Origin of the sequence: Paenarthrobacter sp. PAE-2, from assembly GCF_026013155.1 — a bacterium.
In the GTDB taxonomy this organism is placed as follows: domain Bacteria; phylum Actinomycetota; class Actinomycetes; order Actinomycetales; family Micrococcaceae; genus Arthrobacter; species Arthrobacter ureafaciens.
The window spans coordinates 12,428-25,688 of the sequence record NZ_JAPDNV010000021.1 but is presented as its reverse complement, the minus strand read 5'-3'; the positions used below and the strand labels follow the sequence as shown (position 1 = coordinate 25,688).

13 protein-coding genes are annotated in these 13,261 nt (G+C 63.9%); 3 read left to right on the top strand and 10 right to left on the bottom strand.

Annotation, left to right across the window (positions count from 1 at the left end):
- Positions 1-39: 39 nt before the first annotated feature.
- Positions 40-1,491: a PLP-dependent aminotransferase family protein gene (locus tag OCL88_RS13675; RefSeq protein WP_264962859.1), complete on the top strand. Its 1,452-nt coding sequence runs from the start codon at positions 40-42 to the stop codon at positions 1,489-1,491.
- A gap of 74 nt (positions 1,492-1,565) precedes the next feature.
- Here OCL88_RS13675 and OCL88_RS13670 read toward each other — a convergent pair whose 3' ends face one another.
- On the bottom strand, positions 1,566-2,264 hold the full coding sequence (locus tag OCL88_RS13670; RefSeq protein ID WP_166185919.1) for an SRPBCC family protein: 699 nt from the start codon (positions 2,262-2,264) through the stop codon (positions 1,566-1,568).
- Positions 2,257-2,916 carry an ArsR/SmtB family transcription factor gene (locus OCL88_RS13665; RefSeq protein WP_166185918.1) on the bottom strand — a complete coding sequence of 220 codons (660 nt, stop codon included), beginning with the start codon at positions 2,914-2,916 and terminating at the stop codon, positions 2,257-2,259. The genes OCL88_RS13670 and OCL88_RS13665 overlap by 8 nt, the downstream gene beginning before the upstream one ends.
- A 112-nt stretch (positions 2,917-3,028) precedes the next feature.
- Between OCL88_RS13665 and OCL88_RS13660 the strand changes: the two genes are divergently transcribed.
- Positions 3,029-3,958, top strand: a complete 930-nt coding sequence (locus OCL88_RS13660) for an RluA family pseudouridine synthase (protein ID WP_166185931.1) — start codon at positions 3,029-3,031, stop codon at positions 3,956-3,958.
- Between the two features lie 52 nt (positions 3,959-4,010).
- Here the strand turns inward: OCL88_RS13660 and OCL88_RS13655 are convergent, their stop codons facing one another.
- Positions 4,011-4,565, bottom strand: coding sequence for an O-acetyl-ADP-ribose deacetylase (locus tag OCL88_RS13655; RefSeq protein WP_166185917.1), 555 nt, complete (start codon positions 4,563-4,565; stop codon positions 4,011-4,013).
- A gap of 74 nt (positions 4,566-4,639) precedes the next feature.
- Between OCL88_RS13655 and OCL88_RS13650 the strand changes: the two genes are divergently transcribed.
- Positions 4,640-5,272: a DedA family protein gene (locus OCL88_RS13650; RefSeq protein ID WP_410868531.1), complete on the top strand. Its 633-nt coding sequence runs from the start codon at positions 4,640-4,642 to the stop codon at positions 5,270-5,272.
- 13 nt (positions 5,273-5,285) lie between these two features.
- Here OCL88_RS13650 and OCL88_RS13645 read toward each other — a convergent pair whose 3' ends face one another.
- The 7 genes from OCL88_RS13645 to OCL88_RS13615 all read right to left on the bottom strand — a co-directional run bounded on the left by OCL88_RS13645 (position 5,286) and on the right by OCL88_RS13615 (position 13,183).
- Positions 5,286-5,591, bottom strand: a complete 306-nt coding sequence (locus tag OCL88_RS13645) for a hypothetical protein (protein ID WP_062095173.1) — start codon at positions 5,589-5,591, stop codon at positions 5,286-5,288.
- Between the two features lie 94 nt (positions 5,592-5,685).
- Complete coding sequence (gene ppc / locus OCL88_RS13640; RefSeq protein ID WP_062095171.1) at positions 5,686-8,484, bottom strand: phosphoenolpyruvate carboxylase; 2,799 nt, start codon at positions 8,482-8,484, stop codon at positions 5,686-5,688.
- Positions 8,485-8,601: 117 nt separating this feature from the next.
- Positions 8,602-8,931: a hypothetical protein gene (locus OCL88_RS13635; RefSeq protein WP_264962858.1), complete on the bottom strand. Its 330-nt coding sequence runs from the start codon at positions 8,929-8,931 to the stop codon at positions 8,602-8,604.
- Between the two features lie 25 nt (positions 8,932-8,956).
- On the bottom strand, positions 8,957-10,084 hold the full coding sequence (locus OCL88_RS13630; protein WP_264962857.1) for a hypothetical protein: 1,128 nt from the start codon (positions 10,082-10,084) through the stop codon (positions 8,957-8,959).
- A complete protein-coding gene (locus OCL88_RS13625; RefSeq protein WP_166185915.1) occupies positions 10,081-11,358 on the bottom strand; it encodes a glycosyltransferase in 1,278 nt (425 codons plus the stop codon). The genes OCL88_RS13630 and OCL88_RS13625 overlap by 4 nt, the downstream gene beginning before the upstream one ends.
- Complete coding sequence (locus OCL88_RS13620) at positions 11,355-12,269, bottom strand: ATP-grasp domain-containing protein (protein WP_264962856.1); 915 nt, start codon at positions 12,267-12,269, stop codon at positions 11,355-11,357. The genes OCL88_RS13625 and OCL88_RS13620 overlap by 4 nt, the downstream gene beginning before the upstream one ends.
- Positions 12,269-13,183 (bottom strand): PIG-L deacetylase family protein, encoded by a 915-nt coding sequence (locus OCL88_RS13615; protein ID WP_264962855.1) that lies wholly within the window; start codon positions 13,181-13,183, stop codon positions 12,269-12,271. Before OCL88_RS13615 ends, OCL88_RS13620 begins: the two co-directional genes overlap by 1 nt.
- Between the last annotated feature and the right edge of the window lie 78 nt (positions 13,184-13,261).

Genomic DNA, 13,261 nt, shown 5'->3' with positions numbered 1-13,261 from the left:
TGGCCTTGTAATCCATAGCCAGTTTGAAATACTGGACTGATGCCGAGTTCACTGAACCCCACCGCCCTGGCCCGACTCCTTGGGTCGTGGAACTCCGGCGCGCTGCCCGCCTACCGTGAGCTGGCCGACGTCGTGCGTTTGCTGGTGATGGACGGCCGAATCCCGCTGGACGTCGCCTTGCCGAGCGAGAGGTCGCTGGCGTCCACACTGGGACTCAGCCGCACCACCATCACCGCCGCCTATGCGAGCCTGCGCGAGCAAGGATTCCTGACGGGCGGCCAAGGCAGTCGGGGGCGGACGAGCATTCCGCACCGGAGTACTCCCGTCAGCATGCCTGGCCTCGCCGCGCCCGAAGGCCTGCTGGACCTGGCCTACGCATCGTTGCCCGCGGCCGGCGAGGTGGTCCACCGCGCCTTCGCGGACGCATTGACCGAGTTGCCGGCGCTCCTGCCAGGCTTCGGCTACGACGCCTTGGGCATTCCAGTCCTCCGGGAGGCCATCGCTGCGAAGTACACGGCCGACGGCGTCCCCACCACCCCGGAGCAAATCCTTGTGACCTCCGGCGCGCAACACGCACTCAACATCATTCTGCGTACACTTGCCGGCAAACAGCACAAAGTGTTGGTGGAGCACCCGAGTTACCCGAACGCCCTGGACGCCATCCGCGCCGCGGGCTCCCGCCCCCTCCCCGTCGCGCTGCCCTCCCCCGACGCTCCGGACTCCTGGGACATCGACGCGATGGTCGCTGCCATGCACCAACAAGGGCCGGCCATGGCTTACCTGGTTCCGGATTTCCACAATCCCACAGGCCGACTCATGCCCGACCACTACCGAAAACGCCTGGCACGTGCCGCGGCCTCGTCAGGCACCGTGCTGGTTGTGGACGAGACGCTCCGGGGGCTGAACCTCGACGGCGGCACTGCCGCACCGATGTCCGCTTTCAGTCCCGCCGTGGTTTCGATAGGGTCGCTCAGCAAGTCGCACTGGGCAGGGCTCCGGACCGGATGGATCCGCGCCGACGCACCACTGGTCACCCGCTTTGTGGCCACCAGGACGACCATGGACCTCGGCGGGCCGGTGGTGGAGCAACTCGCAGCGGCACGGCTGGTGCGCTCCTACGCCGAGCCTCTTGGGTCCCGGTTGGAAGAACTGCGCGACAACCGCGCCTCACTGTTGAAACTCCTGGCCGAACATCTGCCGGAGTGGGAAGTGGAGCGACCCCAAGGCGGCCTGACTGTCTGGTGCCGCCTCCCCACACCCAGCAGCACCGCGCTGACGGTGGTGGCACCGGAATTCGGCGTCCGCTTGGCTGCCGGCCCAAGGTTCGGCGTGGGTGGAGCGTTCGAGCACTACATGCGGGTGCCTTACACACTTCCGCCCGCGCAACTGGAAACCGCGGTCAAGGCGCTCCGGGCCGCACAGGACAAGCTGGGCGATTCCCCGCAACTCCGCCGGAGCCTAAAAGCTGAAGAGAGGTCCGCCGTCGCCTGACCCCCACGTAGTCTGACCCCATCTGACTGGCAGTAGGGGTTGTTCCCAGCCCTGGGAACAACCCCTAGTGACAGTTAGTTGGACGAGTAGACCCGCTCCAGGAAGGCGCCCCAGGCTTTGGCGGTGAGCTCGGAGTCGCCGCTGCCGCCAAACTCGTGGACGGTCATGCCCACCGGCGCACCGAAAGCGTTCCGGCCAAAGAAGCGGTACATCGTGTCCGACGTGCGGATGCCCAGGAAGTTCTCGTTCGAGAAGTCCACTTCCCCGCTGAGCCGTCCCACACCGTCGACGTCCACATCAATGGAAGTTCCGGCGGCAGCGCCTTCCACGCCCAACGCCTCCTTCAACTTGATGAAGCCAGCCGGCGTCCGGGATGCCGCAGGTGCCTGGACGTCGGTAAAGACCACCGTTTGTCCGTCGAAGTAGCGGAGGTACTGGCCTAGGGTGTGGAGGTAGAACGCGGTGTGCTTGCTGGCGCCGTCGTACTGTTCGTCCCAGTTATCGGCGAAGATGCCGCTGTGCACGTAGTGCAGCTTGGCCCGGCCGCCGTCCAGCGGCTCGAGGACGTGCTCCAATTGGTTGAACCAGCCATCAGGGCCCTCCATGCGGGAAACCAGGTGGCTTGGGTACTCCTCCACGGTCTTCACATCCGGCCACTGGTCGGTGGGAAACATCCAGGCCGAGGTGCCCTTGGTGACCGCTTCCCAGACGCGCTCAGGGGTTCCGGGCAGTTCGGTGTCTGCCACAATTTCGAACTTACGGTTGTCAGTCATTGCTCTGGTCCTTTTCTGCTGGTGCGTGCGTTGTTTGTTCCGCTGTTTGTTCCGGTAAGCGTGTCTTCAGTGCCGGATGAAGTACGACGACGAGCCGGTGCTTCCGTGCTCCGCCCGCCGCTGCGGCAGCACCGCCGTCGTGATACTTGTCCACGAGCCGCGTCACGGCGACGCCGAGTTCCTCGGCGAAGGCGGCCCGCTCGGCTGCGGAGCGGAAGGTAATTTCCCCGTCAATGGCGAAGCTGGCGAGCTTCTTCTTGGCCGCCGCTGCGCCGGAGATGAGCTTGCCCATTTCCTGCACGGTGCGCGAAGCCAGGGAGAGGAGCCAGAAGGCTGAGAACCTATCGGCAAAGCGGCGGGGATCGGGCGCCACGGAAGCCAGCGCACTCGGGGAAATGAGGTAGGACGCAGCCGTGGCACGCACGACGCGCTCGGTCACGTTGCCCTTGCGCCGCTCCTCCACCAATTCAACCAAGCCATGCTGTTCCAAGGCCTTGAGGTGGTAGTTGACCTTCTGGCGCGGCATGTCCACCCTGGCCGCCAACTGCGTTGCGGTTGCGGGCTGAGTGAGTTCCTGCAGGATCCGGGTGCGGATCGGATCCAGCGATGCTTCCGCCGCAGCAGGATCCTCAATCACTTCGATGTCCAACATGCTTCAAGTATTGCTACCGACAACTTTTTTTGTCAAGAACTTTTTTATGTTCGGCAGTCCCCTCCCCGGGTACAGCGGACGCGTCCGCGGGGCACCGTAGAATTGTTCGGTGATGCAATCCCCCCTCCCCGTGCGCGACGGCGTGAATGCAACCCGCCTCCGGCTTCCGGATGAGGGTCCTTGGGAGACCGCAATGGACTACATGATGCATCGCTGGGGGCACATCGACCCCCAAGGCATCGAGGACCGCTTCGACGCCGGCGAAATCGTGGGCGAAGGCGGAATCCCGTTGAGCCGGGCTACCAAACTGGAGGACCACACCTTCATTTGGTACTACCGCACGCTCCCGCCGGAGACCCGCTTGCCCGTGGAAATCAACATCCTCCACCAGGACGAGCACATCCTGGTGGTGGACAAGCCGCACTTCCTGCCCACCACCCCCGGCGGCACCTATATCCAGGAATCGGCACTGGTCCGGCTGCGGAACCTCCTGGACCTGCCAGACCTCATCCCCATGCACCGCCTGGACAGAATGACGGCCGGTATCCTCCTCCTGTCCACCAATCCGGAAACACGCGGCAAGTACCAAGTGCTGTTCGAAAAGCGCCAGGTCCGGAAGGACTACGAGTGCGTCTCCGCCGCGATCCCGGCCGCAGGGTACCCCGCCGTCGACTTCCCCGCGGTGGTGCGCAACCGCATGACCAAGTCCCGCAGCTACCTCCTGGCAGAAGTGGTTGATGGCGAACCGAATGCCGAGACCCGGATTGAGCAGATCAGGACCTTCGACGCCGGAGCGCAGCGCCGCGCGCTGTACCGCTTGGAACCGCACACCGGGAAAACCCACCAACTGCGGGTCCACATGGCCTCACTGGGACTGGGCATCCTCCACGATGCCTTCTACCCGGACCTGCTGGACAAGGCGCCGGACGACTACGGCAAGCCGCTGCAACTCCTGGCCAGGGGCATCCGTTTTGTTGACCCCATCAGTAAGAAGCCAGTGGAGTACCGCAGCCGTTTGGAGCTCAGCGAAGCCCGCGTCTGACGCTCCGGCGCGGCCCTGACTTCAAACGCGGCCCTAACCAATAAACACAGCCCTAACCTTCAAAAACGGACTGAAAGACGGACGCCGTCTGCTCCGAGAACAGCACGAACTCCACTATTTCCAGCGGACTTCCCGGGCCGCTGTTTCCTGAACCGCCACTTTCCGAAGCGGAGTCCCCCAAGGCGGTGACGACGTCGTACGCCACCTCCGCAACCTGGCGCGCATCCCAACCGTAGATCCCGGCACTGATCGCGGGAAATGCCACGCTGCCGACGCCCAACTGCGAAGCAACCGCGAGGCTTTCGCGGAAACAGGAGGCGAGCAGCTCCGGGTCCGTTTCCCCGGCATGCCGGTTGGGCCCCACGGTGTGAATCACCCACCGAGCAGGAAGCCGGAACCCGGGAGTCGCCACGGCTTTCCCCACATCCAGGCCGCCTGGCAGTTCGTTCCGCCGCAGTTCCCGGCAAGCCTCCAGTAATTCGCGCCCGGCCGCCCTGTGAATGGCACCATCCACGCCCCCGCCGCCGAGCAGCGATGAGTTGGCGGCGTTGACGATCGCGTCCGTGCTTCGCGTGGTGATGTCGCCTTGCAGGATCTTTATACGCATGCCGCCAGTCTTCCGTCGCGGGTGGACAACGGCAAGGGAAGCGGCGGGCACGGCAAGTGCGGTACGTTGTGCGGGTGGACTTCATCTCGCCCGATTCGTGGGGATCGGCCATCTACCTGTGGATTGTTCCCGTGGTGCTTGGTGATGCCATTTTTCCGCCCGTTCCGTCAGAGATGGTAGTCATCACCGGCGGCGCCCTCGCAGCTGACGGCCACGCCAACTTATGGTTGATCCTGTTCCTGGCCGCGTTCGCCTCATGGCTTGGCGACATGGCCGTCTACCTGCTCTTCAAACGGCGCATCAGCCACGTGCTGGACCGGTGGTCCTGGGGAAGGAAAACCCACTTGGCCATCCACGAAGCCATCGCCAAGGCCGGACGGTCCTCAACGTACGGGGCCATCATCGGTGCGCGCTTCATTCCGGCCGGGCGATTGGCGACGTCGGCCGCGTCAGGCATTGCCAACGTGTCCATCCGGGGATTCAGCCTGTGCGCCGGGCTTGGTGCCGTCCTGTGGGCGGTATGGCAGGTCGGCCTGGGATACTTTGCGGGATCAGCCACCAAGCTGCCGTTTTGGGCGAGTTCATTGATCGGCGTGGCCGTGGGCCTGCTGATCGGCGTCGTGGTGGGCCTGATCGCGACGCGTCGACGCGGGAGCGCCTCGCCAGTGGATGAACCGTTCGACGGCGACCTGCCGCAGCCGGAGTGATGTCCAACCTCCGCTAGATCGGCGACCAGCGCCCCCGGCTGCGCCGCAGCACATAGAGGGCACCGGTCAGAGCCACGCGTTCGACGGCGTCACGCACCATGGCAGCGGATGTCCGGGCGGCGTCGTTCTCACCCGCGTAGTCCTGGGCGTCCACCGTGAACCGAAGGCTGATCTGGGGCACACCGCCCACAATGTCCAGCTGGTTCGATTCCACATGGTGGCGGGTGCCCAGGGCCTCCACAGCTGCAGCCATCACGGACTCCGGTGCATTGCCGGGCTTGAGGCCGGTGATCTTCAGCTTGGTCTGGAAGGAAGGCATCCCACCACCCTATCGCCGGCCCCGCGCCGGACGCTCTATCACATCCCGACGGGTTGCGCCGGACGCTCTATCACATCCCCCGAGGGTCGCTCTCCTAGCCGGTGTTCCGCAGGCCCGCAGCAACGCCATTGACCGTGATCAGCATGGCCCGCTGGAGCCGCTCATCGATTTCGGCTCCGGACACTGATTCTTCGCGGACGCGACGAAGAAGCTCCACCTGCAGGTAGCTGATGGGGTCAAGATACTGGTCCCTGATCTCCAGTGAACGCTTGAGCGTGGGCTGCGCGTCCAGCAGTTCCAGTTCCCCGGTGAGCCTCTCGACTTCGGCGACCGTCAGTTCGTACTCGTCCCGGATCATGTGGAAGAGCCGGTGGAGTTCCTGCGGCACCAAGGAGGACACGTAGTGCCCGGCAATTTCCATGTCCGTCTTGGCCAACGTCATCTCGACGTTGGAGATCACGGAACGGAAGAAGTGCCAGCGCTCCATCATCTCCATCAGCTGTTCCGTGTTGCCGGACTCGCGGGCCTTCTTCAGGCCTGAACCGACGCCGAACCAACCGGGAACAATCTGGCGGGACTGAGTCCATCCGAACACCCATGGGATTGCGCGCAAGCCGCCCAGGCCTGCGCCGGAATCCGGACGCTTGGACGGACGGGAGCCGATGTTCAACGAGCCCAACTGCTCCACGGGCGTTGATGCCAGGAAGTAGGCCGGAAGGTCGGGATCGTCAATCAGGGCGCGGTACCGCGCGAACGCGGCGTCGGAAATGGTCTCCATGACATTGCCGTAACGTTCACGCTGGTCCTCGGACGTACGCGGAGTGCGGTGCAGGGCCGAGCCCTGCATCACCGCCGCCAGCGACAGTTCCAGGTTTTCGCGTGCAAGCTCCGGCAAGGAGTACTTGTCCGAAATAACCTCGCCTTGCTCGGTGAACTTGATCTCACCCTCAAGCACACCGTTGGGCTGGGCCATGATGGCGTCGTAGGTAGGTCCACCGCCACGCCCCACTGAACCACCTCGGCCGTGGAAGAGCCGCACGCGGACACCATGCTTCGCAGCGACGTCGCGCAACTTCCGCTGGGTCTTGTGGATTTCCCACTGGCTGGTGAGTACGCCCGATTCCTTATTGGAATCCGAGTAGCCCAGCATGATTTCCTGGATGTCCCCGCGCAGGCGGACGAGCTCACGGTAGGACGGATCGGACAGAAGCTGGTCCACGATTTCCGCAGAAGCACGCAGTTCTTCCACCGTCTCAAGCAGCGGAGCGAAACCGATCCGTGCGTGCGGATTCGCCCCGAAGAGGTCAATGAGCCCGGCTTCGCGGGCCAGCACGGCGGCTGCCAACACATCATCGGCACCGCGCGTCATGGAAATGATGTACGTTTCCACGACGTCCGGCCCGTACGTATTCAGGGCCTGGCGAATGCTCCGGAAGACGTCGTACGTACCGTCGGCGGCGCCGTCGAGCTTAATGGGGTGGCCGGACAACGGCCGGCGGGACGCCAGTTCTTCGCCGAGGAACGCGAGGCGCTCCTCGCGGGTGAGGGAGCCATACGGCTTCTCCGTCCCGAGCCTGTCGACGAGTTGGCCCACGGCGTCGTGATGGTAATCGGCATGTTCACGGATGTCCAAGGTGGCCAAATGCAGACCAAAAGCTGCAAGCGCCCTCCTGACACGGGCCAGGGCACCGTCTGCCACAAGCCCGGCGGCGTGGTTACGGAGGGACGTTTCCAGGAGCCCGAATTCAGCGAGGAGCTCGGAGGTCGTGGCATAGTCGCGGCCCGGCTCGTGATACGTCGAAGCCGAGATGCGACGCCCCGTATTGATGAGCTTGGCTTTGATGCATGTGAGCTTGAGCCTGTACGGCTCCTGCGCATTGAGTTCCAGCACCCGTTTGTCCAGGCCGGGCAGGTTCTTGAGGTCCACTTCGATGGAGTCCAGCAACTCCTGGTCAGCGCCGAACAGTGCGGTGGAGTTGGAAAGGACGGAAATCAGCTCATCGATCAGGGCAATGCTGATCCGGACCGCATTCTGGTTTTGGAGCTGGAGGATCTCACGGGTAACGGCCGCCGTGACGTTCGGATTGCCGTCCCGGTCACCACCGATCCAGGAGCCGAAGCGCAAGGGCGCGGCGCCGGTGGGGAGCTTGACTCCGTGTTCTGCCAGGAGCTCGGAAAGATCCGTGAGCATCTCCGGCATGGCATCGGTGAGGATGCTGTTCAAGTAGTAGATGGCATTGCGCGCTTCATCCACGGGAGTTGGCCGCACTTGCCGGAGTTCGTCCGTTTGCCACATCTGATCGATGATTTCGGCGAGCTGGCGGTCCTGACGGCGCCTGGCCGAGGTGCCCTCCGCAGTGGGCTGTGCCAGCACATCGGAAAGCTTGCGGATCTTGTCCAGGACCGACCGCCTGGAGGCCTCGGTGGGGTGGGCGGTGAAGATCGGGCGGACATCGAGTTCGTTGACTACGTCCTGCAGGATCTCCGGACCTGCCTGACCCGCGATTTCCGAAACGGCCTTGGCCAGCCAGCCGTCCTTCTCCTGCCTGGTCCGCAGCCCCCGAACCCGGTGGACCTGTTCGGCAGCGTTGCTGAGGTGGAAGTAGAAAGCGAATGCCCGGACCAAGTCGGTTGCCTGCTCCAGCGGCAGGGAGGCGAGCAATTCGCGGACCTGGGCTACGACGTCGTGCGCGCTCCACGGTCCGGTGGCATCGGCGCCGCCTCGCGCCGCTTCCTTGGACTCCTTGGTCAGCAGGCGGACCTGCTCCACCAGCTCCAACAATTCGGGACCGTGTTGCCGGACCAACGACTCGCCCAGCAGGGTTGAAACCCTGCGGACGTCGGCTCGCAGTTCCGCGGCGAGATCAGTGGATTGCTGGGCAGTGTGAACCATGGAGTATTACCTTCGGAATCGGGTGTGGCCCGTACACTGCGCTGGATACTGTGAGCCGGATTACTAATGTTTCCCAAGGGATATTACCTGCAGCCCGGGATACCGCGGGAATGCGTCTCAAATATTGGTTTCCGTGAAGCGCCCGCCATTCTTGCGGGTAGGCCCGCGGCCCAGGACGATCCTGCCGTCGTAGGGGTCGCCACCCGGTACGCGGGGTCCCGCGGTCAAGTGCTCGTGCCTGCGTTGCCGCATCTCTTCAACGGCCGCCGCCGACTCCCACCGCGTAGGCGCTCCGGTGGCCGGCTCGATCATGGACAGAACACTGCCGAGCGTACCGGTAGCCCCTTTCGCCGGGACGTCCCTGCCCACCAAACGCACCCCCGCCCAGATCGACGCGAGGACAAGCCCCAAGCTGACAACTGCGGAAATCACGCCTTCCATCCCCATGCCATTCAGGGTACGCCCGCCGCATTTACACGGACAGGGCCTTCCAGCGCCCCGACCAAGCCTTCTTCAGGACCTCCCAATGCTCGTCAGTCATCAAGCTTGCCGGCGTCACCGACACCGAGGCGGCACCACCGCGGGCGGCGTCCCGGAGTTCCCGCCCAAGCCGCTCAGGCGTGATAACCCCTTCCGAGGACCACAGGCCCAACGACAGGGACATCCGCCAACCGGCACGCCGGTTCATGGCCCGGACCAGTTCCTTGGTTGGGGGTGCGGCGGCATCGTTCAGCCCAACGTACTGCCAGACATGGAGACGATCGAGCTGCTTGAGGAGGAGGTCGTAGTCGTGCCCACTGTCCGCGCGGTCCCCGGCGGCCAGCACCAGCGGCGAGCGCACGTCGGTCTCGGTCCGGACACCATAAGGCTCGACGGCGGCACGCACCTTGCGGACGATGTCCGCCACTGCCTCGCTGCGCCACGTGCGGAGGTGGGCGTCCGCGGCGTCGATGGAACCGCTGCTGTTGCGGGGCCAGTCCTTCAGCCCGGTGGTCGCCTTGAAATCTACAAGGTCATCAGTGCCGAAGGTGAAGTCGTCAAACATCAGCTCGGTGAGGTCCACCGCCGTCGGACGGTACCGTCCGGCGACTTCCGATGCCAGGGCGGCCACACGCTCACCCGCCTCCCCGTTACGGAGGGCGCTGACACTCGCGAACGACGACGACCGTTGACCGGCTGCATTCCGCCCTGCCAAGGAAGGATCCTCCCCAAGACTTCTGCCCAGGAGGACATCGATGGTCAGCACAATGTCCCGTTTCCGCCCTCCCGCCGAAGTACCTACGGCCTTGATGGCCTCGGCAACATAGTCCCGGCCTGTCGCCGCAACTGCGCCGGACACAGCGTTGGGATTGCTGGAGGACGGAAATGCCGTCCAGTCGGTGCGGCCCACGGCAAGGGAAACCGCTGTGGCATCCACGGCATCAAGCTGCTCCGCAAGCCGTGAAAGATGCCCGGGATCATCGGTGACAATGTCTTCGAACCCGAGGTTGACCATTCGGTCGGCGGGCCGCGAAGACTGGGCCGAAGACGACGATGTCATCACCACCGATGTCGCCGCTACCGCAAGCGCCGCCATGGCGGCGGCTACCTTTCGCTTCATGTTGGGGATCCGGTGGCGAGGTCGCCGTCCGTTGCACTCACTGAGACCACCCCTGTGCGCTGCAGCTTGTTCCATCGGGCGGGGCTGCCCCGCAATTCCTTGACGATCGCACTCGCCAACGCCAGCCCCACAAAGACTGAGTAAAACGGCCACAGAAACACCGTCCACACGTAGCGGAGATCGCGCCAGGACTTGTTCAGGCCGATGGAGAAGACGATCAGCAGCAAGGATACGAAAAGGCCCAGCCACCCCAGGATTGCGAGCACCTCCCCAGGGATGGGCCCCTTGCCGGCGAGATACAGGAACGGCAGTATGCCCAGGATTAACAGCTGCAGTACAGGGATCAGCACCATGGTCACGGCATTGAAAACCAGGAACAGCCCAAAGGGCCCGTGATCCCATTTGCCCAGCATCCTGGCGTGCATGCGCAAGGTCTGCAGGAGGCCACGGGACCACCTCACGCGTTGCCGCCACAGGCCGCCCATAGTGGACGGCGACTCGGCATAAACGAGTGCCTTCGGTTGGAAGTTGACCCGATAGCCTGCGCCATAGACGCGCCAAGTCAGCTCAAGATCCTCACCGAGGGTGTCTTCGCAGAACCCGCCTACTTGCCGGACCAGGTCCGTGCGAAAAGCGCCGATGTTGCCGGAAACGATGGGAAGGCAGTGCATCAGCGACAAAGCCCGCCTGACGAGCCCCGTACCCACATGGCTGAGAATGGCGAGCATTCTGGTCTGTATCCGGTCCAGGTTCACCGGGCGGTCATCGCCGCACACGGCGCCCACTTTGGGATGGTCGAAGCCCTCCAGCATGTACAGGACAGTGTCCGGGGCGAAGATGCCGTCCGCATCCACGAACATCAGGACGTCCCCGTGCGCGGCAGCGATTCCGGTGTTGAGCGCGGCACCTTTTCCGCCGTTGGACTTGGAAATGAAACGGACCCGGTCATGCTGATCCGCAAGTCCGGCCATGATGGCGGCAGTGTTGTCCGTTGAGCCGTCGTCCACCAGGATAATTTCCAGCCGAAGATACCGGCTGGCCAGGATGGACTCCACGCAGTTGGTGATCACCACTGCCTCGTTGTAGCCGGGGACGATGACCGAAACCAACGGCCTGCCCTCGGCCAGGGAGTACTTGTGCCTGACCCCCCGGGGCCGGTGAATGCGGTTGAAGTACAACGCCAAGGGAACGTAGAGGATCTTGACGGCGCCAAACGCCAGAATCACCAGGCCTCCGATCTGCACAAAGGCAAGCGCGACGTCGGTCAGCGTCACCCTGCCAGCCCTGACGGCAGACCCGGAACGTGGGCAGCCAAGACGCTGTCCAAAAGCTCCGGTGCATGTGCGCTGTTGGCCCCGAAACGGGCATTGATTTCCAGCACGACGGGAGTTCCGTCCGGCATGCGCCTGATGTCCAGGTCCACGGGTCCCACCAGGGCCAAGGCGTCGACTGCATCCAGGGCCAGCTCGGCTACGTCGGCATTGGCCGGGCTGTCGGTCCGGCGCACCGTCACGGCGTTGCCAATCCGCCCCTCCTTGAGCTCGGTCTTCTCGAGCACTACGACGACGGCGGACCCTCCTTCCGCCCGGTGGACGACGGGGGCGAATTCGGTTCCGGGTGCGAAGCGCTGCACAATCCATGAATCGTCGATAGTGGACCATATTCGTGCGGCGTGGCGGCCCCGGTCCGCGAGCTTCTCAAGGACGCGGACTCCACGTCCTCCCCGGGAGACGCGCGGCTTGACCACGATGGGTCCACCAAGGAAATCCATGGCTTCTTCGGCGGAACCGAAACTGCCGGGAAGTGCGAAGTCCGGGACACCCACACCTGCGGTGTCCAGGCAGGTCATGGTGAGGAATTTGTCGTTGGCGATGTGGACGGGAGCGGGATGTCCGATCACGACGCCGACGCCTCGCGCAAAATCATCACGGGCCTGGGCAACCAAAACCAATTCGTCGCTGACTGTCGGGATGACTGTCTCTACGCCGAGTGAAGCCACAAGCCCACGCAGTTCCCAGAGGTATTCCGGAGCATCGGCACGCGACACGCGCGCGACGACGTCCGCAAGGGAAGGATCAACATCCTCCATATCAACACCGAGCACCCAATGCCCCCGCGACCGGAGTTGCCGCGCCAGTGACGCACCTGCCGGACCCCCTACGCCCGTTACCAGGAACCGCGCCATCAGAACTCCCCCACTGCTGAACCGAGCAAACGGACGGGTTCGAAGCCCTCCGCGTAGTTCTGCTTGGCCTGGGAGCCCCGGAACGCTGCCAGGCTGCGGATTCGCTCAGGGCTCATGTAGGGTTTCCCTTTCTGGTCGCGGTGCATGGACACAGCATGGATCTTCACGTCCACGTAGCCGGCGATGTCCACGAAGACGCTCGGATTGAATTGCCTCGTGGCAGAGGGGCTTTCGAAGCACAAGATTGATGAGTGCTGACGGGCCGCACGCATGGTGGCCTGATGCACCGCCAAGTGGTCCTGATGGTAGTCATGCCCTGAATGGGTCATCACAACATCCGGATTGAAATCCTTGATGAAGGCCTCAATGGTTTGAACCATCTCCTGGCCCTGCCCGGACAGTTCGGTGTCCTTGAAGTCGTGAACCTGTACTTCCGCGGCGCCCATGAACTCCGAACCGGACGAAGCCTCAACGCTGCGCACGGTGCTGTCGCCACCTTGGCTTCCCGCACTCATCACCAGCGTGCGGACCTCGTGCCCGGCATCAGCGAGCTTCGCCAAGGTAGCCCCGCACGCCAATTCAAGATCATCCGGATGCGCTCCAATAGCCAGTACGCGGCGAGGCGCAGTCGCAACGCCGTGATCGATCCTCAAAGCCGGGGCCACGAGGAAGCCCACCAACAGCGAGGCTCCGCTCAGCAGGACGAGGCCCTCAAGCAATGAGCGAAGGAATGGCGTCAGCAGGCTCATGACCAACGCGGTAAGCAACACTCCCCCGGCCCAGGCCATGGCCCACCTCAATCGGTGTGGTGTCCTGAACCTGCGGACTATCCAGTTCTTTCCGGCGGGAGCGATGGCCCCAACCACCGCCAAGGCACCAAGCGCGCCCGCAACGACGAACAGCGTCGCTTTCATTCTTCCCCTAAGTTCGCGTATAGCTAGCCCCCACATCGGGTGCTGCTATCAAGCAGTGCAGGGGGTCTGCCCTTCATG